A 22,551-nucleotide genomic window follows, 5' to 3' on the forward strand; every position below is an offset into this window, starting at 1 on the left:
GGTTCAGGCCGTCTGCCGGGCGAGCGCTTGCGGCTGGCGCGCGCCGGCCTGCCAATACTCGAACAACGAGGTGGCGATCTCTTCGGCCCGCGCCGGGAGCACGGACAGCAGCGTATCGCTCAGGCCGTGGCTGGCTTGGCTGAAGCCTTGCAGGTAGACCGCCGCCTTGAGCTGCGGCGCCGCTTGCACTCGGTAATCGCGACCTACGCTGAGGTCACCCAGGCTTTCCAGCAGAGGTGCCAGCAGCTGGCGGTGGGAGGTGCGCTCGTAGCCCGTGGCGAGAATCACCAGGTCGTAACGCTGGCGGTGAATGTCGCCGGTGGCGGTATCGCGCAGGGTGAGTTCGATACCCTCGGCCGAAGCTTCACCGCGCTCGATGTGACGGCGGCAGAGGAAGCCATGGCGCGCCTGGCGAGCCACTTTCTGACGGTAGAAAATGCCGTAGATGCGCTCGATCAGGCCCAGGTCCACCACCGAGTAGTTGGTGTTCTGGAACTCGGCGATCAGTTGCTCGCGTTCGCTGTCCGGCTCGTTGAAAACCAGGTCGGTGTAGGCCGGAGAGAAGATGTCGTTGACGAAGGGGCTGTCGTCGGCGGGCTTGAGCACCGCCGCGCGCAGAATCATGTCCACCTGCACCGAGGGGTAGCTGTCGTTGAGGTCGATGAACGCCTCGGCCGCGCTCTGCCCGCCACCGACCACGGCAATGCGCATCGGCTCGTGGCGGGTGCACGGCTGCTGTGCCATGCGCTCCAGGTACTGGGCGTGGTGGAACACCCGGGCATCGCCGCGCAGGTGGGCGAACTGCTGCGGAATACGCGGCGTGCCGCCGGTGCTCAGCACTACCGAACGGGTCAATTGCTGCTGCTCGCGGCCCTGGGCATCCACGCTGTGCACGCGCAGGGTGTCGATGCCGTTGGCGCCGGCCACCGGCTCCACCGCCGTGACCGTGTGCCCGTAGGCGGCCTGGCTGGCGAAGCGCTCGGCGACCCAGCGCAGGTAGTCGTTGAACTCCATCCGGCAGGGGTAGAAGGTGCCCAGGTTGATGAAGTCCACCAGGCGGCCTTCTTCGCGCAGATAGTTCACGAAGCTGTAGGGGCTGGTGGGGTTGCGCAGGGTCACCAGGTCCTTGAGGAAGGAAATCTGCAGCTCACTCTGGTTCACCAGGGTGTTGCCGTGCCAGCGGTAGTCCTGCTGCTTGTCCAGGAACAGCGCCCGATAGTGGTGCCCCCGCGCCGCGCCCTGCTCCTGCAAGGCAATGGCCAGCGCCAGGTTGGAGGGGCCGAAGCCGATGCCGACGACATCGTAGGGCGCAGCGTTGAAGGCGGTCATGCACGAATCCTCTAAGCGATGGGCAGTTACCCGGCGGCGCGGGTGCTATGTGCAACTGACGAAGGCCTGGTTGAGAAATTTACAGGCGCCCGTCGCGGCAAGGCGGCGTACACCCCCTCCCGTGGCAGCTGGGGCTGCCCGCGACAACGTCTCGCCCGCGTTGCGTCCGGGCGTCGGCGAGCCGGGCTGATACAGGCACCAAGCCCTCTCCCGTGGCAGCCGGGCTGCCCGCGGCAACGTCTCGCCCGCGTTGCGTCCGGTTGCCGGCGAGCCGGGCTGATACAGGCACCAAGCCCTCTCCCGTGGCAGCCAGACTGCCCGCGGCAACGTCTCGCCCGCGTTGCGCCCGGTTGCCGGCGAGCCGGGCTACGGGCACCAAGCCCTCTCCCGTACCAGCCAGACTGCCCGCGACAACGTCTCGCCCGCGTTGCGCCCGGTCGGCGGCGAGCCGGGCTGCTAGGGCTGGAGCCTTGCGTACCACGGGCGCGGGGGGGAGCGGTCTAGCCAGCGGGCCAAGGTGTTTTCTTCGCTGAACACCACGCGCAAGGCCAGCTTCATGGTTTCCACGTCCAGGGCCACGTCGGCGCTGGCGGCTTGCAGGTCGGACAACCCGCAGCCGTGGGTCGCCGGGCCCAGCCAGGGGTCGTCTACCTCTACCCAGCGCCCAGGCGCGAACCAGGGCACGCCTTGCCATTCCAGCCGGCGCACTTCCCCGGGATGGTAACGGTCATGGGCGCGGTACCAGTCTTCGATGCGCGCGTCGATCCAGCCGTGGAAGTACCAGAACACCGGGTTCACATGGGAGGAAAACGGGTCACCGAGGAAGTCGTTTTCCGGCCCGAACCAACGTGGGCTGAAATCGCTCGGGGTACGGTCACTGGTGACCGCGGCGCCACTGGACGGGTCGCGGGTGACCGAGGCCCAACGCATGTGCAGCCAGTCGTGCATGCCCAGCTCCACCTCGGAGCCGAACTGCCCCAGGGTCAGCGTGGCCAGGTAGGCGGGGTCCTGGTAACGGGATTCCCACACCAGAAAGTTGGCATGGTAGGCCGCCTCGCTTTTCAAACCCCACAGCCACTGGCTGTACTCGTCGTCATCGGCGGCGACCCAGGCCGGAGGCACCGAGAAGCCATCGAGGTTATCCAGGTAACGGACGAAGCCTGCACGGTCATGCTGCAAGGGCGCACAGGGCGCCGGCAGGCGCTCCCAGGCGGGCAGCGGCTGGAGCGCGCGGGCCTGTTGCAGCATGCGCCGGTGCATGAAGAAAAAATCCACGCCCGAGCCGTTACGGTCCTTCAACGGGCCCCGGGCATCACGCTCGTGGTCGAGCGGCCCGGGCTGCCAGCCCACGCCGCGCAGGGCGTTGCGCTGGGCCGGGCTGAGCCGGTGCCATTTGTCTCGGGCGGCGTGCCACAGCTGGTGGAACAGCCGGTGCCGGGGCGCGATAAGCTCGGCCAGCAGCGGTGAGCTCAAGCCGATGCGCTCCCGCGCCAGGGGGAATGCGCGCTTGGTGGCGACGAAGGCGTCCGGCAGCCGTTCGGCCGATAGTGGCCGGGCCAGCGGCAGCAGACGGCCACTGAGGCTCCCCGCGCCGGTGTTGGCGGCGCTGTCCCACACCTCATCGAACACCGCCTGTGCTTCATAGGCGGGAACGATGCCGGTGCCAGGGTAAACGCGCCAGCTTACCGCCCCCCCCTCCTCGCCAGGCAGATCGCCGAGCACGCGGTAGGGCGGCGGTTCAACGCCCCGCAGCTGTGCTGGCGTACCGATGAACCCTTGCAGGGCCCGCCCCTGAGGCGCCACGTCCAGCACCATCTCTGCGCCTGTTGCCGGCAACCCCGGCAATGGCACACCGAGCAGCTCGATCCGCCACAGCCCGCGCAGGCGGTCACCGAAGCGCGCCAGGGCGGTGGGCGCCAGGTCAAGGCTGGCTTCGTCGGGGCTGGCGGGTGGGTCCAGCGCCAGGCGACGGCGCGCCATGTCGCCCGCGGGCAGCGCGGCGGCGCCGGTGAGCGCCAGGGCGCTGACGAAGGTACGTCGAGAAAACTTCATGCCCTGGCTCGAGCCTCTGTGCGGCGGTCATCCCGCAAGAACGTAGCCCTGGCGCGCAAATTTACCGGCCGCCGCGGCAGCACGGTTAAATTCCCCCGTCACCGGCTCGTTCCTTCCCACACCAGCACGCCGGCGAGCCGGGCTGGGCATCCGCACACCCGACCGAGACGGCCATGAGTCCACCCCGCGCCAAAGCCTTGATATTGACCGCCCTGCTAGTTGTGATCGTTGCCATCGCCGCGGCGTTGGCCTGGGCCCGTTGGCCCAGCCCGCAGGGCTACGCGCCCTCGGTAATGGCCCACGCCCGGGAATTGCACGAGCACATCATCGCCTTCGACAGCCGGATCACCGTGCCGCTGGACTTCGGCACCCAGGGCGCGGAAGCCGACCGGGACGGCCCCGGCCAGTTCGACCTGGTCAAGGCCGGGCGCGGGCGGCTCTCTGGCGCGGCGCTGGCGATCTTCGGCTGGCCCGAACTGTGGAACGGGCCCAATGCGCCGCATCACCCCACCCCGGGCTTCGTCGAGGAAGCGCGCGAACAGCAGGAAAGCCGCTATCGCATTCTCACCGGCATGGTGCGGGACTTCCCCGAGCAGGTCGGGTTCGCCTATTCGCCCGAGGACTTTCGCCGGCTCGCCATGGAGGGCAAGTTCGCCATCGTGATGAGCCTGCTCAACGCCTACCCGCTGGGGGACGACCTGAGCGCGCTGGACCGTTGGCATGCCCGCGGCATGCGCATGTTCGGCTTCAACTATGTGGGCAACAACGCCTGGGCCGACTCGTCGCGGCCCCTGCCGTTTTTCAACGACTCACCCGACGCCCTTGGCGGGCTGTCGCCGCTGGGCCGCCAGGCCGTGGCCCGGCTCAACGACCTGGGCGTGGTGATCGATGTGTCGCAAATGAGCACCCAAGCGCTGGAGCAGGTGGCGCAATTGACCCGCGCGCCTATCGTGGCCTCTCACTCAGCGCCACGGGCGCTGGTGGACATCAAGCGCAACCTCTCCGACCACGAGCTGCAATTGATCGCCAACAGCGGCGGGGTGATCCAGGTCGTAGGTTTTTCGGGCTACCTGCGCCCGCCCAGCGCGGCGACCCTGGGCAAGCTCAACGCCCTGCGCGAGCAGTTCGCCCTGCCGCCCCTGGCCGGCCTGGACAACGCCCTGATGCCTGGCGACCCGATCATTGCCATCTGGCCGCAAGCGCGCTTCGGCGCCTACGCCAGCCAGCTGTATGCCCTGCTCGAGGAAGACCCCAAGGCGACCCTCGGGCAATACCTCGATGCCATCGACTACACCGTGAAGAAGGTCGGCATCGACCATGTGGGCATCAGCTCAGACTTCAACGACGGCGGCGGCCTGCAGGGCTGGAAGGACGTCAGCGAAGCCCGCAATCTGACCGCCGCGTTGATCGAACGCGGCTACTCGGACGCCGACATCGCCAAGCTGTGGGGCGGCAATTTCCTCCGCGCCTGGCAACAGGTGCAAGCGGTGGCCCGTCATGACTGACCGTCGCAGCTTCCTTAAGCACGCAGGCCTTCTCGCCGCCGCGCCCTGGTTCGGTGCCGGAGCTGGTGCATCGGCCGCGGCCGGGTTAACGCCGCCCGCGCCTGGCGACTGGCAAGCGCTGCGCGCGCAGTTCGACCTGGACCCGCGCTATCTGCACATGACGCTGTTCCTGCTCGCCTCCCACCCGCGGCCGGTCCAGCAGGCAATCGACCAGCTGCGCCAGCGCTTCAACCGCAACCCGGCCGAAGCGGTGGACTGGCACCGTGAAGAGATCTGGCAGTACGAAGACCAGGTGCGCGCCCGTGCGGGTGCTTACTTCGGCGTAACGCCAGGCCAAGTAGCGCTCACCGGCAGCACCAGCGATGGCCTGGCGGCGATCTACGGCGGGCTGGTGGTGCCAGCGGAAAAGGAGATCCTCACCTCCGCCCACGAGCATTACGCCACCTACACCCGCCTCGCCTACCGCCAGCGCTTGATGGGCACGCGCCTGCGCGAAGTGCCGCTGTTTCGTAGCGCCGCGCAGGCGTCGGTGGACGAAATCGTCGGCAACCTCAAGGCCGCCCTGCGCCCGGACACCCGCGTGCTCGGGCTGACCTGGGTGCATTCGGGCAGCGGGGTGAAGTTGCCAATGCAAGAGATTGCCGCGCTGGTGCGCGACACCAACCGCGACCGCGACGAGGCGGACCGGCTGATCTACGTGGTCGATGGCGTGCACGGCTTCGGCGTGGAGAACGCCAACTTCGCCGACTTCGGCTGCGACTACTTTATTGCCGGCACCCATAAATGGTTGTTCGGCCCACGTGGCACCGGGGTGATCATCGGCGCCCAGGGCCAGATGCCGGACCACCTGGTGCCGACCGTGCCCACCTTCAGCCGCGACGACAGCTTCGGCACCACCATGACCCCCGGCGGCTACCATGCCTTCGAGCACCGCCTGGCGCTGGGCAGCGCGTTCGACCTGCACCTGGCGCTGGGCAAGGCCCAGGTGCAGGCACGGATTCACCAGCTCAACGCCGACCTGAAGGCACGCCTGGCCCAATACCCGAAGGTGGAGCTGGTGACGCCGCGCGCGGCGGCGTTGTCCAGCGGGTTCACGTTCTTCCGGGTGCGCGGGCGCGGCTGCGATGCCGTGGCGGACCATCTGCTGGCGCAGCGCGTGCTGGCCGACGCGGTGGAACGCGACGCTGGGCCGGTGGTGCGCCTGGCACCCGGGCTGCTCAACGACGAAACCGAGCTGGATGTGCTGATGCGCAGGCTGGCCCCGATGCTCACCTGATTCTTAACACCCGCGAACGAGTGCCCCTTATGCCCCTGTTACCTGCCCTGCCCCTGGCGGCGCTGCTGCTCACCGCCGCCACCGCCCAGGCCGCGCCCACCCGTCAACCCGGTGAGGTGTTCAAGGACTGCAAGGACTGCCCCGAGATGGTGGTGCTGCCCGCGGGCAGTTTCGTCATGGGCACCCCGGCGGACGAGCCTGGGCGTCAGCCCGACGAGGGGCCGCAGCATACGGTCACCTTCGCCCGCCCGTTCGCCATCAGCCGTTACCAGGTCACCGCCGCCGAGCTGCGGGCCTGGCTGAAAGCGAGTGGCACCCGCCTGGCTGACGGTGACACCCGCCCGGGGCGCGAATGCAAGGCCGGGGTGCCGCGCTACCCGCAGGGCCCGCGGCAACCGGCCGTGTGCGTGGATTACCACGACGTGCAGCACTATGCCGCCTGGCTCGGCAAGCACACCCACCATCCCTACCGGATGCTCAGCGAAGCAGAGCGCGAATACGCCGCCCGCGCTGGCAGCACCGGGCCCTTTCCATTCCCGATGGACCCGGGCCCCGGCTATGGCATCGCCAAGCACGCCAACACCTACGGCGCGGCGGATGGCTACAGCTACACGTCGCCGGTGGGCAGCTTCGCACCCAATGCCTTCGGCGTGTACGACATGCACGGCAACCTGTACGAGTGGGTCGCCGACTGCGCCCACGACGACTACAAGGGCGCGCCCAGCGATGGCAGCCCGTGGATGGAAGCACAGTGCGACCTGGTGCAGATCCGTGGCAACGACTGGGGCGAGCCGCCGATTTTCTCCCGCTCCGGCAACCGCAACAACGCCTACCCCACGGACCGTGGCGACTGGATCGGCTTTCGGGTAGCGCGGGAGCTGTAACGCCACCAGGGGCACGCCCCCGTGGGACCGGGCAGCCTGGGAATGGCGACGGTGCAATAAAACAAGCCGCCTGTGAGTGCGCTTTCGCAGGCTTGGCCTACTCCCATAGGGGCCGCGCAGGCATTTCGCCATATTTCTTAAATTTTTCGTTCGCTGCCTCGTTTTCAGGGCAACACGCGCGCCGGCCCATGGCGCTTCGTTACAGCCCACCGAGGTATCGCCATGTTCGCCCCACCCGCCAGCGCTCATCGCGAGTTGCTGAGAATCCTTCAGCCGTTCTGGAAGGTCCTGGCCGGCTCCATCGTGCTAGGTGCCGTCGGCGGTGTCGCCGTCACCGCGCTGCTGACCTCCATCAACCGAATTCTCAACGCCGAGGGCGGCGTGGGCGGCGGCATGCTGGCGGCCTTCGCCGGGCTCTGCGCCGTCGCGCTGGCCAGTTCCATCCTGAGCAACCTGGGCACCAACTATGTGGGCCAGAAGGTCATCGCCCACCTGCGGCAGAGCCTGGGGGCCAAGGTGCTGTGCGCACCTATCGAGCAACTTGAGCGCTACCGCACCCACCGGCTGATTCCGGTGCTGACGCACGACATCGACACCGTCAGCGACTTGGCCTTCGGCCTGCCACAGTTGGTGATCGCTTCCACCGTGACCCTGGGTTGCCTGGGTTACCTGGCCAGCCTCTCGCTCGGCATGTTCGGCGTCACCGCCGCGGCGGTGGTACTCGGCAGCGCCATCCAGTACCTGGCCCGGGGGCGCGCCATCGTCGGCTTCGAAGCGGCCCGCGAAGGCGAAGACCGCCTGCAGCAGTACTACCGCAGCCTGGCCGAGGGCGCCAAGGAGCTGCGCATGCATCGCCCGCGCCGGCAGCGCCTGTTCCGCGAGCAACTGAGCACCACGGTAGAGCGGATCTGCGGTTTGCAAATCCGCTCGGCCAACGTGTTTCTCACCGCCAACACGCTAGGGTCGCTGCTGTTCTTCATCGTCATCGCCGTGGCCCTGGCCTTGCAGGGCTGGTGGGCGCATGGCGACCGCGCCGTGCTCAGCGGCTTTGTGATGACCCTGCTGTTTATGAAAGGCCCGCTGGAAAGCGTGCTCAGCTTGCTGCCGCTAATCAGCCGCAACCGCATCGCCCTGCGCCGCATCGCCGACCTCAGCGCGCGCTTCTCTACCCCGGAAGCCAACCTGCTCGATCCCGCGCCCGCAGTGGATCGCCCCGCCCCCAGGCAACTGGAGCTGCGCGACGTGCGCTACGCCTACCCCGCCGCTGGGGAGGCGCAGCCGTTCGTGCTGGGGCCGCTGAACCTGACGCTCGAGGCTGGGCAGATCTTGTTCATCGTTGGCCCCAACGGGGGTGGCAAGACCTCGCTGATCAAATTGCTGCTGGGCCTTTACGCCCCTCATGACGGGCAGATCCTGCTCGATGGCCGGCCGGTGACCGCCAACAGCCGCGACGATTACCGCCAGCTGTTCACTACCGTGTTCGCGGACTTCTTCCTCTTCGATGACCTGCTGGGCGACAACGTGGATGTGCCGGCCGCGGCGGCGGGCTACCTCAAGCGCCTGGAGATCGACCATAAGGTCGAGGTCAAGGATGGCAATTTCAGCACCACCGACCTCTCCACCGGCCAGCGCAAGCGCCTGGCCCTGGTGCACGCCTGGCTGGACCAGCGGCCCATCCTGGTGTTCGACGAATGGGCCGCCGACCAGGATCCGGCCTTCCGCCACCTGTTCTACACCGAGCTGCTGCCGGACCTGAAGCGCCAGGGCAAGACCCTGATCGTGATCTCCCACGACGACCGCTACTTCCATATCGCCGACCGCCGCGTGCGCATGGAGCACGGGCGGCTGATCGACGAGCAGGCCGTGGCCAGCAGCCCCGAGGCCGTGCCGAGCCCTACCTGAGCCGGCTCGACCTCATTCGAACGACCAACACTCACAACCTTAGAACGCAACACGTGGAGAAACGATTGATGACAGCGCCCACTATCCGCTGCTCGAAACTGGCCCAAGGCATTCGCCAAGGGCTGCGGCGCAACGGGCTGGCCCGCCCTGCCCTGGCATTGGCCCTGCTGGGCGCAGGCTTCACCGCGCAGGCCGCGCCCGTGGCGGTGAACATCCCCGCGCAGTCCTTGACGGCAGCGCTCAACGAGTTCGCCCGCCAGACCGGTGTGCAACTGGTGTACTCGGCAGACAGCCTGTTCGGCTTGCGCTCGCATGCGGTAGCCACCACCGCCGAACCCGCCGACTCGCTGGGGGTGCTGTTGCAGGGCAGTGGCGTGCGCTACCAGGTCGATAACGGGATGATCACCCTCACCCCCGCGCCCTCCGTGGGCCGCGACGTGGTAGAACTCGGAGCGGTCACCATTTCCGGCAAGGCGCCCGGCTCCACCACCGAAGGCACCGGTTCCTACACCACCGAATCCTCCAGCAGCTCTACCCGGCTGAACCTGACCCCGGCCGAAACCCCGCAAACGGTAACGGTGCTGACCCGACAGCGGTTAGATGATCAGCGGTTGGAGAACGTGACCGATGCGTTGGATGCGACGCCGGGGATCACCGTGGTGCGCGAAGGCGTAGGTGCAGATACCGATGCCTTCTATTCTCGCGGTTTCGCCATCAACAATTATGAGATCGACGGCGTACCGACCTCGAGTTCGCTCGCCACTTACCGCCTCAGTACCGCAATGTATGACCGGGTGGAGATCGTGCGCGGCGCCACCGGCCTTATCAGTGGCCTGGGTACCCCCTCGGCGACCATCAACCTGATTCGCAAGCGCCCGACCAAGGACTTCCAGTTCAGCGCCACCGGCCAAGCCGGTAGCTGGGATCGCTATGGCACCGGCTTCGATGTGTCGGGGCCGCTCAACGATGCGGGCAACGTACGCGGTCGCCTGGTCGCGGACTACAAGAACCAGCATTCTTGGGTCGATCGTTTCCAGCAGGAAACCGGCACACTCTACGGCATCACCGAATTCGACCTGAGCGAAGACACGCTGCTTACCCTCGGTTTCAGCCACTTGACCGACAACGTTGATTCTCCTCTGCGCAACGGCTTCCCATTGTTTTATAGCAACGGTCAGCGCTTTGACTTCAAGCGCAGCGCAAACAACGCGCCGGATTGGTCTTACTTCGATAACCAGATCGACAACGTCTTCGCCTCGGTCGAACACCACTTCAGCCATGGCTGGAGCGGCAAGTTGGAGTTCAACCATACCGAATACAAATACGATGGCACTGTCGCGTACCTGAACAACACCGGCATTGATCAAGCCACGGGGGCAGGCACTTCTATTTCAGCACCGCACTGGAAAGCCCAACCCCAACAGGACAGTGTTGATGCCTACCTTACAGGCCCCTTTTCGCTGTTCGGGCGCGAGCACGAGTTGATCGCCGGCGTCACCCTGTCGCAATTCAGTGAACAAAACACTAATCAATACAATGGTTCCAGCTGGGTTGACACCGGCCCCATTCCGGATATCAACCACTGGGACGGCCACACTGCCGCGCCGGTATTTACTAAAACCGGTGAGAGCGACACGCGTGAATATCAATACGCCGCCTACCTGACCTCGCGCTTCCACCTGAACGACGACTTGAGCTTGATCCTAGGCAGCCGCGTGCTCGACTGGAAACGTGGCATCGACACCAGCAGCCTGGACGGTACCAAGTCGAAGGCGCAAAACCGCGAAAGCGGCGTGTTTATCCCTTATGCGGGCCTGGTCTACGCCTTGGATGACACCTGGTCGATCTACACCAGTTACACCAAGATATTCAACCCACAGGGTTACTGGGTACGCGACGCGAACAACCAGCCCTTGGAGCCTGAAGAAGGCACCAGCTACGAAGCGGGTATCAAGGGCAGTTTCAACGATGGCCTGCTGACTGGCAGCCTGGCGGTGTTCAAGACCGAGCAGGACAACTACGCGAACCTAGACCCGAACACCTATGTTTATACGTCCGAGCAAGGCTTCACCACCAAGGGCCTGGAGTTGGAACTCAACGGTGAACTGGCGACAGGCTGGCAGGTAGCGGCGGGCTATGCGTACGCCTTGACTGAAGACAGCGATGATCGTCGTCAAGTAACCCAAGTGCCGCGCAACAGCGTGAAGACTTTCACCACTTATCGCTTGCCGGGCCAGTTCGACAAGTTCACGGTCGGTGGTGGCTTCGACTGGCAAAGCAAGACCGGCTACAACCTAAGCAACTACAGCCAGGGTAGTTATACGCTGGTCAACCTAATGACGCGTTACGACATCAATGACCACTTGTCTGCCACCGTCAACCTCAACAACGTCTTCGACAAGGAATACTTTTCCAGTGCCAGCGCCTATGGCGTCTACGGCGCACCCCGCAACCTGATGACCACCCTCAAGTACACCTACTGACCCGCCCCGCCCCCACCGGCATTGCACCGGTGGGGGCGCCTTCTTACTTCGCCTCGGTGCTCAACACGCCGCGGCGCACCTGGTCCCGCTCGATGGATTCGAACAGGGCCTTGAAGTTGCCCTCGCCGAAGCCGTCGTCGCCCTTGCGCTGAATGAACTCGAAGAACACCGGCCCGAGCAGGGTTTCGGAGAAGATCTGCAGCAGCAAGCGCCGATCACCCGCTTCGCTGGCGCCGTCGAGCAGAATGCCGCGGCTGCGCAGCTCGCCCGTGGGCTCGCCGTGGTCGGGCAGGCGCTCTTCGAGCATTTCGTAGTAAGTCGCCGGCGGCGCCGTCATGAAGCGCATGCCCAGCCCCTTGAGGGCATCCCAGGTCTTGAGCAGGTCGTCGGTGAGGAAGGCCACGTGCTGGATGCCTTCGCCGTTGAACTTGAGCAGGAACTCTTCGATCTGCCCGGCGCCGCGCGAAGATTCTTCGTTCAACGGGATGCGGATCAGCCCGTCGGGGGCGGTCATCGCCTTGGAAGTCAGGCCGGTGTATTCACCGGTGATGTCGAAGTAACGGATCTCGCGGAAGTTGAACAGCTTCTCGTAGAACCCTGCCCAGTAGGTCATCCGCCCGCGATACACGTTGTGGGTGAGGTGGTCGATCACCTTGAGCCCGGCACCTTGGGGGTGGCGGTCCACGCCTTCGAGGAACACGAAGTCGATGTCGTAGATCGAGCTGCCTTCGCCGTAGCGGTCGATCAGGTACAGCGGCGCGCCGCCGATGCCCTTGATCGCCGGCAGGCGCAGCTCCATGGGGCCGGTGGGAATGTCGATCGGCTGGGCACCGAGCGCCAGCGCCCGGGCATAGGCTTGCTGGGCGTTTGCCACGCGGAACGCCATGCCGCAGACCGACGGGCCGTGCTCGGCGGCGAAGTACGAACCTACGCTGTGAGGTTCATTGTTGAGGATCAGGTTGATCTCGCCCTGGCGGTACAGCTTCACGTTCTTGGAACGGTGATTGGCGACGTGGGTGAAACCCATCATCGCGAACACGGGCTCGAGGGTGTTGGGGGTCGGCGCGGCAAGTTCGATGAACTCGAAGCCCATCAGGCCCATGGGGTTTTCGAAAATATCAGGCATGGCAGTGATCTCGTGGCGAATGGAAATAACGACGCTTAGCGAGGATCGAAGGGGGGCGCGCCAGAGACGCCGCGGGTACTACGGGCGAGGTAAGCGCCGAGCAGGAGCTGAAAGCCGAACGGGTGCATGCGCACGCCTCCGCCTGGGATTATTGTTGTATGCGTAAATCGATTCTACGCAGCGTAATTGAATTTGTCGCTGCCCTTTTCGCCGCAACCATGCGGGCGGCTGCCGGTCAGAGTAGCGAACCCTTCAACTGGAGCGCACCGCTTATGAAAACCCTGGCCACCGCCGCACTGGCGACCTGTCTTGTAATGCTGGCAGGCTGTTTCGACAGCAGTGAAAAAAAGACGACACAACAGAACGCCGATAGCGCCCCAGCTTCGGTGCAAATGCAACAAAAAGACGAACAGAAGAAATGATCCGCCAGGCCCTGGGTCTATGCTGCTGCCTGCCGTCGAGCAATCGACTGCCCCAGTAGCCGTACCTGGCGCAGGGTTGCCGTGACGCTAGCCACCATCTAGCCAACCCCGCGCCCAGGAGCCTGGAATGTTGCCACGCACACCGCAAGGAATCACCCAATGGCTGTGGGTGCTATTGGTCGCCTTGCTACCACTGATTCTCGGCCTGCCGTTGCTTGCCTGGCAGGCTGAACGCAGCCTCCAGGCGCAATCCGCGCGCGAGGTCACCCTGGCTGTGCAACAGGTGACCACCATCCTCGATAACGCCGCCAACGCCGCCCGCGCATTGGCGCCTTTGGCAGGCGTGGACTGCGCCGATGCAACCCTGCCACTGCGTGAGCAGGTCACTCGCAACCCCTACGTTCGCTCCACCAGCCTGGTAGCGGCGAACCGCTTGTATTGCAGTTCGCTGTACGGCCCGTTCGACGAGGGCTTCAGCCTCGAGAACTACACCGATGGCCGCTTGCGCCTCTTTGCGGCGGACGCGGTTACGCCCGGGCGCCCGTTGCTGGTCTATCGAGAAGCCGCTGCGGGCGGTTCTGCACTGGCCACCGTGGACGGCCAGCACCTGGCCAATGCGCTGGCCGCCGCCGAAGCGGATGCCCATATGCTGTTGCAGGTGGGCCCGGCCTGGATGACCGCGCAAGGCTTGGTGGACAGCGCGCCGCTCCCCCGCTTCGCTTCAGGCCAGGCGCAGGCGGCCTCTGGCCGCTACCCGTTCAGCGTCTACGCCGGCTACGACCAGCCAGCGCCCTGGCATCGCTTGCTTGGCGGGTACCCTACCCTGGCGCTGTTGGCTGCACTTGGCGTGGCCGCTGGCGTGGTTTGTTACCGACAGCAGCGCCGCGCGGGCTCGCCACGGCAAGAGCTCGGGCGGGCGCTCGATGCAGGCGAGTTCGTGCCGTTCTTCCAAACCGTGGTTGCCAGCACCGACGGCGCCTGCACCGGGGCCGAGGTGTTGATGCGCTGGCGCCACCCGCGCGATGGCCTGGTGCGCCCGGACCTGTTCATTCCATATGCCGAAGCATGCGGGCTGATCGTGCCGATGACCCGTAGCCTGATGCGTCAGGCCGCGGCGGCGCTCGCGCCCGTCGCGCACAGCCTCGAAGACGGCTTCCATGTGGGTATCAACGTGGCCGCCGCCCACTGCCGCGACCCATCGCTGGTGGCGGACTGCGAGGCCTTCCTGGCGATGTTCCCGCCGGGGCGGATTCAACTGGTGCTGGAGCTTACCGAGCGCGAGCTGGTCACCCCGGCGCCGGAGACCCTCGAGCTGTTCGGCCGCCTGCGGGCCATGGGCGTGCGGATCGCCCTGGACGACTTCGGCACCGGCCACTCGAGCTTGTCTTATTTGCACCAGTTCCGTGTGGATTACCTGAAGATCGACCAGAGCTTCGTGGCCATGATCGGCAGCCAGGCCCTGAGCCGGCATATTCTGGACAGCATTATCGAGCTGTGCGCCAAGCTCGAGCTGGGGGTGGTCGCCGAAGGTGTGGAAACCGAGGAGCAGCAGCGCTACCTCGCCGGCCACGGCGTGGGGTACCTGCAGGGTTATCTGTTCGCCCGGCCTATGCCGGCGGATGTTTTCCTTAGCCATGTGCGGGCATGCCGCCTGCACCGCGTGCCGGTGCCGCTGGTGTCGGCCGCCGAGCTGGGGTAACGTGCCGCCCCCGCCCTGTTCTGCCGCGTTCCAACAAGAGGTTCTGTGTGTCCCGAGGTATCGCTGCATCCGTTCTGGCATCGTCACTGTTTGCCCTGCTTTATTACTACACCTCGCTGCTGCAACCCTTGAGCGGCGAGGAAGTGTTCGGCTGGCGGATGCTGCTGACCCTGCCCTGCGTGACGCTGTTCCTGCTCCTGACCGGGGACTGGCGGTTGGCGGCGGGCGTGCTGCGGCGGATCGCGCAAAAACCGGTGCGCCTGGCCGGCTCCATGGCCACGGCGAGCCTGATGGGGGTGCAGCTGTGGTTGTTCCTCTGGGCGCCGCTGCATGGGCGCAGCCTGGAAGTGTCCATGGGCTACTTTCTGCTGCCCTTGGCCATGGTGCTGACCGGCAAGCTGCTGTGGGGCGAATCGCTGTCCCGGGCGCAAACCCTGGCGGTGATCCTGGCCGCGCTGGGAGTGGGGCACGAACTGCTGCGCCATGGCAGCTTCGCCTGGGAAACCTTGCTGGTCACCCTTGGCTACCCGCTGTACTTCATCCTGCGCCGGCGCTTGCGCACCGATCACCTCGGCGGGCTATGGACCGACATGGCGCTGATGACCCCGGCGGCACTGTATTTCGTGATCACCGGGCCGTTGTCCGCGCAGGACCTGGCCCAGCATCCAGCGCTCTGGGGGCTGATCCCCGGCCTTGGGGTGATCAGCGCGCTGGCGCTGGTCAGCTATGTGGTCGCCAGCCGGCAGCTGCCGTTCAGTCTGTTCGGGCTGCTCAGCTACGTGGAGCCGGTGCTGCTGGTGGCCGTGTCGCTGCTGCTGGGTGAAACCATCACCGCCGAGCAGTGGCCGACTTATGCGGCCATCTGGGCGGCGGTGGCGGTGCTGGTGCTGGAGGGCCTGCGGCACCTGCTCAGGCGCGGGTGGCGCTGAAGTTCTTACCGTCAGGGCCTTAACCGGGCTTGCCGCGATCCCACGCAGCCCCGTGTAACGCCTGTCGTCGGCGAGCCGCGCTGCCACGGGTTGCACCGTGCGAACCACCACGGAACCTGAAGCGCGCCGGGATATTTTCCGCGGCGCCGCTTTCCAAGCACTAACCACGGCCCGCGATGGACAGGGCGCAGCAGTTTGACGAGAATGCACCCCCATGTCATCGACCCGCCGCGCGCCACCTTCCAGCACCATGACCGACGCCCCCCACTGGCTGATCTGCGAACACTGCGACACCTTGTATCGCCCAGTGGCGTTGCATCGTGGCCAGGCTTCGACCTGCGACCGTTGTGGCGCGGTGCTCGAACGCGCCCGGCGTTTATCGGTGCAGCAGCACTTCGCCCTGGCGCTGACCGCGGCCATCCTGTTTGTCTTCGCCAACGCGTTTCCGGTCATCGGCATCAGCCTCGAGGGGCTGAGCAATGCGGCGACCTTGCTGCAGTCGGTGCAGGCACTGAACCATGGCCGGATCACGCCCATGGCCGCGGTCACCGGGCTGACCATCATCCTGGCGCCGCTGCTGCAGGTCGCGTTGCTGTGCTGGGTGCTGGGCTTCGCCTGTTGGGGCCGAGTGGCCCCGGCCTTCCGCCTGTGCATGCGAACGCTCGAGCATCTGCGCCCCTGGAGCATGCTCGAGGTCTGCCTGTTGGGCATCCTGGTGGCGATCATCAAGCTTGGCGGCATGCTCGACGTTCACCCTGGCGTGGGCCTGTGGGCACTGGCAATGCTGACCGTGCTGCTGATTACCATCAGTGGCCGGGACGTGCGCTACCTGTGGGCCGACTTCGCCGGGCGGTTGCGGTGAATCGCCTGCCCTATGCCGCCGAGGCCGGGCTGCTGCTCTGCCATGTATGCGGCGGCGCCTGCGCCGACACCACCGACCGCTGCCCGCGCTGCGAGTCGGCGCTGCATCGGCGCAAGCCCAACAGCCTGGCCCGCACCTGCGCCTACCTGGTGGCCGCGCTCATCCTTTATATCCCGGCCAACCTGCTGCCGGTCATGCACACCAACATGTTCGGCAATGCCAGCGAAAACACCATCATCAGTGGCGTGATCGAGTTCTGGAAAGGCGGCTCCTGGGACATCGCCCTGCTGATCTTCTTCGCCAGCGTGGTGGTCCCTTGCCTGAAGTTCTTCGCCCTTGGCCTGCTGCTGGTAACGGTGCGCAAGCGCAGTCGCTGGGCCATGCGCGAGCGCTCGAAGTTGTTCCGCTTTATCGAGCTGATCGGTTATTGGTCCATGCTGGACGTGCTGGTGGTCGCGCTGGTCGCGGCCCTGGTGCAGTTCCATTCGCTCAGTTCCATCGAGCCCCGGCTTGGCATTCTGTTTTTCGGTTTGGTGGTCGTGTTGACGATGCTTGCCGCCATGAGTTTCGATCCCCGGTTGATCTGGGACGCAGAGGTAGATGATGACTGAGCAAGGACACCCTGCCGCGCCAGGTGAGGTACCCACCCCTACCGTGCGCAAGCGCCGCTTCAATGTGTCGCTGGTGTGGCTGGTACCGATCGCCGCCGCCCTGGTAGGGCTTTCGATGCTGGTGCACGACACCCTGTCGGCCGGGCCGCAGATCACCGTGCAGTTCCAGACCGCCGAGGGCCTGGAAGCCAACAAGACCCAGGTCAAGTACAAGAACGTGGTGATCGGCCGGGTGACCGACATCGAGTTGGCCCCGGACCGCACCCACGTGATCGCCAGCATCGCGCTCAATGCGTCCGCCTCCAGCTTCACCGCGGCGGACTCGATCTACTGGGTGGTGCGCCCGAGGATCGGCGCACAGGGGATCACCGGCGTGGACACGCTGCTGTCCGGGGCCTTCATCGGGGCCGACGCCGGTTCGTCGAAAGACACCCGCAAGGATTTCGTCGGGCTGGAAACGCCGCCGCCGATCACTTATGGCCAGCAAGGCCGGCGCTTCAACCTGCATACCGACGACCTTGGGTCGCTGGATATCGGCTCGCCGGTGTACTACCGCAGGATTCAAGTCGGCCAGGTGATCTCTTATTCCCTGGCGGACGATGGCAAGGGCGTAGACCTGGAAGTGTTCGTCAACGCCCCCAGCGACAAGTTCGTCACCTCCGACACGCGCTTCTGGAATGCCAGCGGCGTGGACGTCTCCCTTGGTGCCAATGGGCTGAAGGTCAATACCCAGTCGATGTCGGCGATCCTCGCCGGGGGCATCGCCTTCGTCGAGCCGCGCTGGAGCCCGGACGCCACGCCGGCGGATGAACACGCCCGCTACGAACTCTACCGGGACCAAGACTCGGCCCTGGCACCGCCCGACGGCGAGCCGCGGTACATCCGCATGCGCTTCGACCAGGCGCTGCGGGGCCTTGCGGTGAATGCGCCGGTTGAATTCCACGGGGTGAACCTGGGCCGGGTGGTGTCTGTGGACCTGGACTACGACCTGGACAAAAAAACCTTCCCCACCATGGTCGGCGCGGTGATCTACCCTGCCCGCCTGGGCAAGGCCCACGAGAAGATCCTGTCCCAGTGGGGCGCCGAAGACGACGCCCGCTCGGCGCAATTGATGGCCGCGTTCGTCAAGCAGGGCCTGCGCGCCCAGGCCCGCACCGCCAACCTGATCACCGGGCAGCTGTATATTTCGCTGGATTTCATCCCCAAGGCGCCGCCGGTGAATTTCGACACCGCCGCCCGGCCGCTGCTGGTCCCGACCGTACCGGGCAGCCTGGACAAGCTGCAAGAGCAGTTGCAGGCGATCGTGGACAAGTTCAGCAAGCTGCCGATGGACCAGATAGCCACCAACCTCGCGGGCAGCCTGGGCGAAATGAACAAGACCTTGCAACAGGTCAATACGCGCATGCTGCCGCAGCTTAACGACACCCTCGAGCAGACCCGCAAGACCCTGGCCGCCGCGGAACAGACCCTCGGCGAGGATTCGCCGCAGCGCCAGCAACTAGGCGATGCGCTAGGCGAGGTGGAACGCACTGCCAAGTCTGTGCGGGCCCTGACCGATTACCTCGGGCGCCATCCTGAGTCCTTGATCCGCGGGCGAACCCGTGAAGGGCAACCCGATGCCTACCGCTCCAGTTCACCGACCTCCAGGGAATCCGAAGCCCGATGAAAGCCAAGCCCCTACGCGCCCTGGCGCTGTTCGCCCCGCTGGCCCTGCTCGCCGCGTGCGCCTCGGCGCCCACCGGTTACTACACGCTGCTGGCGCCACAGGCGGTGCCCGACCGGTTGCCACTGAGCGCGCCGGCCTACCAGTTCGAAATGCAGCAGGTGCGCATGCCGGTGCAGGTCGATCAACCGCAGCTGGTGGTGCGCCAGGGCCAGGGTAGCCTGGCGATACTGGAAGGCGACCGCTGGGGCGCTCCCCTGGCCGACGAGTTCCACGATGCGCTGACCCAGCGCCTGGAACAGCGCCTGGGCACCCGGGACGTCGCTGGCCTGCCGCGCGCGCCCGGGGTTGCGGTGTTGTCGCTGCGCACCGATGTGCGGCGCTTCGAAACCGTGCTGGGGCAGTATGCGCTGGTGGATGTGGTGTGGAGCCTGGGCCTGTCGGACCCCGGCACCCCGCAGCGGCGCAGCCTGACCTGCTCCACGCTGCTGCGACAAGATTCCAGCGGAGGGCTGAATGAGCTGGTGCTGGCCCACCAGCAACTGATCGACCGCCTGGCCATGACCATCGCCGGCACCATCAACCACTGGGTGAACGACCACACGAGCACCTGCCCGGCTGTGGCGGGGGCCAAGTCTGCCTGAGGCAATGGTGATAGAGGTTGGCCAGAACGGCCGTGGAAATCAGGCCGGTAGGCCCAAAAAAGCCGAGCCCGGCAACCAGTGCCGGGCTTGTTCGGGCTGGAACAGCGCTTAGCCCGCGGTGTTCAACTGGCGGCTGGCGCCATCCTGGGCAACGGTGTTGAGCTGACGTTCCGCGCCATCCTGGGCAACGCTGTTCAGCTGGCGCTCGGCGCCGTCCTGGGCAACGCTGTTGAGCTGACGTTCGGCGCCGTCACGGGCCACGCTCTGGCTGTACGGAGCGACGCTGTCGGCGCTGGTGACGCGATCCAGCGGGTGTTGAGCCTGGGAACGGGCGAAGGCGCTACCGCTAGCCATCAGGGTCAGGGCAATACTCAAAACAAGTTGGCGTTTCATGATCTGGCTTCCTTTGCAGGGGGGTATGTGTGTTCTGTGAAGCCAATGCTACGCCCCTGGCCGGAATACGGAATTTCATTGATGCAATGGTAAGAATCATCAAAATTGATACAACGCCAGGGATCGTTCCGTAGGGGGTGAAGTCGAACGACGCTCGCCGGCCTGCCTTTCTCTCCGCACCCTCTGCTGCGACAGCCAATCGCAAAAATAACCTCCCCGGCAGGGGTTTGTTGCTCAACAGCCGCTTCGCCGGCCAACCTTTGCAAAAATTTACCGAGCCGCTGCCGTAGCATGAGCAACTTCAACTGACCGGAAGCTGCCCCATGACACCCTTGGCCGCTGCAACCCAAACCCCGCACCGCGCCGCGGGCATTTCTGCTCGCATCGATCGCCTGCCTTCGGTCGCCACGTTGTGGCGGCTGGTCGCTCTGTTGTCGATCGGCGGGTTCTTCGAACTCTACGACCTCTTCCAGACGGCCTATATCAGCCCAGGGCTGTTCGACGCGGGGATCTTCAAAAAAGGCGCGGATGGCGCGTTCGGGGTTTCCGACCAGGCGGCCTTCGCCTCGTCTACCTTCCTCGGCCTGTTCGTCGGCGCCAGTGTGCTTAGCCCGATCGCCGACCGCTTCGGCCGCCGGGCGATCTTTACCTTCGCACTGGTGTGGTACACCGCCGCCACCGTGCTGATGGGCCTGCAAAGCAGCGCCATGGGCATCATCCTGTGCCGCTTCGTGGTAGGGGTCGGCCTTGGCATCGAACTGGTCACCATCGACACCTACCTCAGCGAACTGGTGCCTAAACACCTGCGCAGCACGGCGTTCGCCTTTGCGTTCTTCGTGCAGTTCCTGTCAGTGCCGGCAGTGGCGCTGATGTCCTGGTGGCTGGTGCCCCAGGCGCCATTCGGTATCGCTGGCTGGCGCTGGGTGGTGCTGGCCAGCGCGGCGTTCGCGTTGTTCATCTGGTGGCTGCGCAAGCGCCTGCCCGAGTCTCCGCGCTGGCTGGCGCAACACGGCCGGCTGGATGAAGCCGAGCAGGCACTGTTGCAGATCGAACAGCGCTGCCAGCAGGACCTGGGCCGGCCACTGCCAGCCCCCCAGGCGCAGGCCATAACCGTCGAAGCCAAGGGGCGCTTCGCCGATATCTGGAAGGCGCCTTATCGCCGGCGCGCGGTGATGCTGATCGTGTTCAATATCTTCCAGGCCATCGGTTTCTTCGGCTTCGGCAACTGGCTGCCGGCGCTGCTCAACGGCCAGGGCATGGCCACGGCACACAGCCTGGGCTACGCCTTTATCATCACCCTCGCTTACCCGTTGGGGCCGCTGCTGTGCATGGGCCTGGCCAACCGCGTTGAAAACAAATGGGGCATCGTCGGCTCGGCGCTGTGCACGGTGATCTTCGACTCGCTGTTCGCCTACCAATCCAGCGCCCTCGGGCTGGTGCTCTGCGGGATCATGGTGACCTTCGCCAATGCCTGGCTGACCTTCAGCTACCACGCCTACCAGAGCGAAATGTTCCCTACGCACATCCGTGCGCGGGCGGTGGGCTTCTGTTATTCGTTCAGCCGCCTCTCCACGGTGTTCAGCAGCCTGATCATCGGCTTCTTCCTAGAGCATTGGGGCACACCGGGAGTGCTGGCGTTCATCGTCGCCAGCATGTTGATCGTGATGGTCACCATCGGCGCGTTCGGCCCGCGCACGCGCAACCTGGCACTCGAGGACATCGCACGCTGAACATCCCAGGCGCTAGCACCTACCACTAGGTTTCCAGCTGCACGCCCACGTTGGAGCCATGGCGCTGGGAGCCGAACGCACCGCTGTCGGACAGCGCCGAGCCTGGTTCCGCTGCCAGTTGCGCGGCGCGGTTCCAGCGGGCATAGGTGTAATACAGTCGCAACTCGGGCCGCGCCATGAACGCGCGGCCCATGCTGAGCAAGGGAGCGATAGTGAAAGAGCGCTTCCGCCAGCTCGGCGGCGACCTGCCCGCTCCTGCGGGCGAACCACTGCGGCTACATGCCCGCGATCACACCCCGCTTGGGGAGGTATTGACCACGCTGTTCGTGGCGCATCGGCGGCGCACGGTGGTGGGGCTGACGCTGCTGACCGCGCAGGCGTTCTTCTACAACGCAATTTTCTTCACCTATGCCTTGGTGCTCACGAACTTCTACAACGTGGCTTCCACGCACATCGGCTGGTATGTGCTGCCCTTCGCCCTCGGCAACTTCTGCGGCCCGCTGCTGGGGCGGCTGTTCGACGTGATTGGCCGCAAGGTAATGGTCGGCACGACCTACTTGCTCTCCGGCGTGCTGCTGGCGATTTCCGGCTACCTCTTCGAACAACAGCTGCTCACGGTCGTGCAGCAACCCTCGCCTGGATGGTGATTTTCTTCTTCGCCAGTGCCGCGGCCAGCTCGGCGTACCTCACGGTGGCCGAAACCCTCCCGCTGGAAATTCGCGCCCTGGCCATTGCCGTGTTCTACGCCTTCGGCACCGGCCTGAGCGGCATCGTTGGGCCCATGCTGTTCGGGCAGTTGATCGAGAGCCATGGCCGCACCAATATGTTTATCGGCTACCTGATCGGTGCGGCGCTGATGCGGGTGGCGGGCCTCGTTCAAGCTCGCTGGGGCGTCGCCGCCGAGCGCCAACCTCTGGAACAGGTGGCGCGGCCATTGTCCCAGGCGCGGGCGCCCTGAGCGCCCCTTTCAACAGAGCACCCGCAGTCTAGCGAAGGCGCCGGAGCACTGTCATGATTCGTGACATCTTCGTCTCCAACGCA

General features: G+C 65.6%; 18 protein-coding genes and 1 pseudogene. 14 read left to right on the forward strand and 5 right to left on the reverse strand.

The window, feature by feature from the left end; translation table 11 throughout:
- Positions 1-3: 3 nt before the first annotated feature.
- Positions 4-1,329 carry a lysine N(6)-hydroxylase/L-ornithine N(5)-oxygenase family protein gene (locus OGL93_RS18010; RefSeq protein ID WP_263264181.1) on the reverse strand — a complete coding sequence of 442 codons (1,326 nt, stop codon included), beginning with the start codon at positions 1,327-1,329 and terminating at the stop codon, positions 4-6.
- 456 nt (positions 1,330-1,785) lie between these two features.
- Complete coding sequence (locus OGL93_RS18015) at positions 1,786-3,381, reverse strand: PvdJ/PvdD/PvdP-like protein (RefSeq protein WP_263264182.1); 1,596 nt, start codon at positions 3,379-3,381, stop codon at positions 1,786-1,788.
- A 173-nt stretch (positions 3,382-3,554) separates the two neighbouring features.
- On the opposite strand from OGL93_RS18015, the gene pvdM reads away from it, so the two are divergent.
- The 5 genes from pvdM (at position 3,555) to OGL93_RS18040 (ending at position 11,431) form a co-directional block, all read left to right on the forward strand.
- Complete coding sequence (gene pvdM, locus OGL93_RS18020; protein WP_263264183.1) at positions 3,555-4,886, forward strand: pyoverdine-tailoring dipeptidase-like protein PvdM; 1,332 nt, start codon at positions 3,555-3,557, stop codon at positions 4,884-4,886.
- Complete coding sequence (locus tag OGL93_RS18025) at positions 4,879-6,162, forward strand: aminotransferase class V-fold PLP-dependent enzyme (RefSeq protein WP_263264185.1); 1,284 nt, start codon at positions 4,879-4,881, stop codon at positions 6,160-6,162. Before pvdM ends, OGL93_RS18025 begins: the two co-directional genes overlap by 8 nt.
- Positions 6,163-6,191: 29 nt before the next feature.
- A complete protein-coding gene (locus OGL93_RS18030; RefSeq protein ID WP_263264186.1) occupies positions 6,192-7,046 on the forward strand; it encodes a formylglycine-generating enzyme family protein in 855 nt (284 codons plus the stop codon).
- Between the two features lie 222 nt (positions 7,047-7,268).
- Positions 7,269-8,948, forward strand: coding sequence for a cyclic peptide export ABC transporter (locus OGL93_RS18035; RefSeq protein ID WP_263264187.1), 1,680 nt, complete (start codon positions 7,269-7,271; stop codon positions 8,946-8,948).
- A 68-nt stretch (positions 8,949-9,016) separates the two neighbouring features.
- Complete coding sequence (locus tag OGL93_RS18040) at positions 9,017-11,431, forward strand: TonB-dependent receptor (RefSeq protein ID WP_263264189.1); 2,415 nt, start codon at positions 9,017-9,019, stop codon at positions 11,429-11,431.
- A 43-nt stretch (positions 11,432-11,474) separates the two neighbouring features.
- Here OGL93_RS18040 and hppD read toward each other — a convergent pair whose 3' ends face one another.
- Positions 11,475-12,557: a 4-hydroxyphenylpyruvate dioxygenase gene (gene hppD / locus OGL93_RS18045; RefSeq protein WP_263264190.1), complete on the reverse strand. Its 1,083-nt coding sequence runs from the start codon at positions 12,555-12,557 to the stop codon at positions 11,475-11,477.
- Positions 12,558-12,715: 158 nt separating this feature from the next.
- On the opposite strand from hppD, the gene OGL93_RS18050 reads away from it, so the two are divergent.
- The 7 genes from OGL93_RS18050 to OGL93_RS18080 all read left to right on the forward strand — a co-directional run bounded on the left by OGL93_RS18050 (position 12,716) and on the right by OGL93_RS18080 (position 19,387).
- A complete protein-coding gene (locus OGL93_RS18050) occupies positions 12,716-12,979 on the forward strand; it encodes a hypothetical protein (RefSeq protein WP_263264191.1) in 264 nt (87 codons plus the stop codon).
- Between the two features lie 127 nt (positions 12,980-13,106).
- Positions 13,107-14,678, forward strand: a complete 1,572-nt coding sequence (locus OGL93_RS18055) for a cyclic diguanylate phosphodiesterase (RefSeq protein ID WP_263264192.1) — start codon at positions 13,107-13,109, stop codon at positions 14,676-14,678.
- A gap of 47 nt (positions 14,679-14,725) precedes the next feature.
- Entirely contained in the window at positions 14,726-15,607 is an 882-nt protein-coding gene (rarD, locus tag OGL93_RS18060) for an EamA family transporter RarD (RefSeq protein WP_263264194.1), read from the forward strand.
- A gap of 250 nt (positions 15,608-15,857) precedes the next feature.
- On the forward strand, positions 15,858-16,469 hold the full coding sequence (locus tag OGL93_RS18065; protein WP_263264281.1) for a paraquat-inducible protein A: 612 nt from the start codon (positions 15,858-15,860) through the stop codon (positions 16,467-16,469).
- Positions 16,466-17,080 carry a paraquat-inducible protein A gene (locus OGL93_RS18070; protein ID WP_263264196.1) on the forward strand — a complete coding sequence of 205 codons (615 nt, stop codon included), beginning with the start codon at positions 16,466-16,468 and terminating at the stop codon, positions 17,078-17,080. Before OGL93_RS18065 ends, OGL93_RS18070 begins: the two co-directional genes overlap by 4 nt.
- Positions 17,073-18,746, forward strand: a complete 1,674-nt coding sequence (locus tag OGL93_RS18075; RefSeq protein WP_263264198.1) for an MlaD family protein — start codon at positions 17,073-17,075, stop codon at positions 18,744-18,746. The genes OGL93_RS18070 and OGL93_RS18075 overlap by 8 nt, the downstream gene beginning before the upstream one ends.
- Positions 18,743-19,387, forward strand: coding sequence for a PqiC family protein (locus OGL93_RS18080; RefSeq protein ID WP_263264200.1), 645 nt, complete (start codon positions 18,743-18,745; stop codon positions 19,385-19,387). Before OGL93_RS18075 ends, OGL93_RS18080 begins: the two co-directional genes overlap by 4 nt.
- Positions 19,388-19,495: 108 nt before the next feature.
- Here OGL93_RS18080 and OGL93_RS18085 read toward each other — a convergent pair whose 3' ends face one another.
- The gene (locus OGL93_RS18085) at positions 19,496-19,780 is read right to left on the reverse strand and encodes a hypothetical protein (RefSeq protein ID WP_263264201.1); all 285 of its coding nucleotides are present in this window, start codon (positions 19,778-19,780) and stop codon (positions 19,496-19,498) included.
- A 323-nt stretch (positions 19,781-20,103) separates the two neighbouring features.
- Between OGL93_RS18085 and OGL93_RS18090 the strand changes: the two genes are divergently transcribed.
- On the forward strand, positions 20,104-21,510 hold the full coding sequence (locus OGL93_RS18090) for an MFS transporter (protein ID WP_263264202.1): 1,407 nt from the start codon (positions 20,104-20,106) through the stop codon (positions 21,508-21,510).
- Positions 21,511-21,535: 25 nt separating this feature from the next.
- Here the strand turns inward: OGL93_RS18090 and OGL93_RS18095 are convergent, their stop codons facing one another.
- Positions 21,536-21,703, reverse strand: coding sequence for a carbohydrate porin (locus OGL93_RS18095; protein WP_346659656.1), 168 nt, complete (start codon positions 21,701-21,703; stop codon positions 21,536-21,538).
- On the opposite strand from OGL93_RS18095, the pseudogene OGL93_RS18100 reads away from it, so the two are divergent.
- A pseudogene (locus tag OGL93_RS18100) lies at positions 21,635-22,468 on the forward strand (MFS transporter); the annotation flags it as partial. The gene OGL93_RS18095 and the pseudogene OGL93_RS18100 sit on opposite strands and share 69 nt — an antisense overlap.
- Between the last annotated feature and the right edge of the window lie 83 nt (positions 22,469-22,551).

Origin of the sequence: Pseudomonas sp. RIT-PI-S (assembly GCF_025642975.1) — a bacterium.
Classification (GTDB): Bacteria; Pseudomonadota; Gammaproteobacteria; order Pseudomonadales; family Pseudomonadaceae; genus Aquipseudomonas.

Excerpts from the sequence above, each read along its gene's own strand:
- OGL93_RS18010 (WP_263264181.1), bottom strand. The coding sequence starts at position 1,329 with ATGACCGCCTTCAACGCTGCGCCCTACGATGTCGTCGGCATCGGCTTC.
- OGL93_RS18015 (WP_263264182.1), bottom strand. The coding sequence starts at position 3,381 with ATGAAGTTTTCTCGACGTACCTTCGTCAGCGCCCTGGCGCTCACCGGC.
- pvdM (WP_263264183.1), top strand. The coding sequence starts at position 3,555 with ATGAGTCCACCCCGCGCCAAAGCCTTGATATTGACCGCCCTGCTAGTT.
- OGL93_RS18025 (WP_263264185.1), top strand. The coding sequence starts at position 4,879 with ATGACTGACCGTCGCAGCTTCCTTAAGCACGCAGGCCTTCTCGCCGCC.
- OGL93_RS18030 (WP_263264186.1), top strand. The coding sequence starts at position 6,192 with ATGCCCCTGTTACCTGCCCTGCCCCTGGCGGCGCTGCTGCTCACCGCC.
- OGL93_RS18035 (WP_263264187.1), top strand. The coding sequence starts at position 7,269 with ATGTTCGCCCCACCCGCCAGCGCTCATCGCGAGTTGCTGAGAATCCTT.
- OGL93_RS18040 (WP_263264189.1), top strand. The coding sequence starts at position 9,017 with ATGACAGCGCCCACTATCCGCTGCTCGAAACTGGCCCAAGGCATTCGC.
- hppD (WP_263264190.1), bottom strand. The coding sequence starts at position 12,557 with ATGCCTGATATTTTCGAAAACCCCATGGGCCTGATGGGCTTCGAGTTC.
- OGL93_RS18050 (WP_263264191.1), top strand. The coding sequence starts at position 12,716 with ATGCGTAAATCGATTCTACGCAGCGTAATTGAATTTGTCGCTGCCCTT.
- OGL93_RS18055 (WP_263264192.1), top strand. The coding sequence starts at position 13,107 with ATGTTGCCACGCACACCGCAAGGAATCACCCAATGGCTGTGGGTGCTA.
- OGL93_RS18065 (WP_263264281.1), top strand. The coding sequence starts at position 15,858 with ATGACCGACGCCCCCCACTGGCTGATCTGCGAACACTGCGACACCTTG.
- OGL93_RS18075 (WP_263264198.1), top strand. The coding sequence starts at position 17,073 with ATGACTGAGCAAGGACACCCTGCCGCGCCAGGTGAGGTACCCACCCCT.
- OGL93_RS18080 (WP_263264200.1), top strand. The coding sequence starts at position 18,743 with ATGAAAGCCAAGCCCCTACGCGCCCTGGCGCTGTTCGCCCCGCTGGCC.
- OGL93_RS18085 (WP_263264201.1), bottom strand. The coding sequence starts at position 19,780 with ATGAAACGCCAACTTGTTTTGAGTATTGCCCTGACCCTGATGGCTAGC.
- OGL93_RS18090 (WP_263264202.1), top strand. The coding sequence starts at position 20,104 with ATGACACCCTTGGCCGCTGCAACCCAAACCCCGCACCGCGCCGCGGGC.
- OGL93_RS18095 (WP_346659656.1), bottom strand. The coding sequence starts at position 21,703 with ATGGGCCGCGCGTTCATGGCGCGGCCCGAGTTGCGACTGTATTACACC.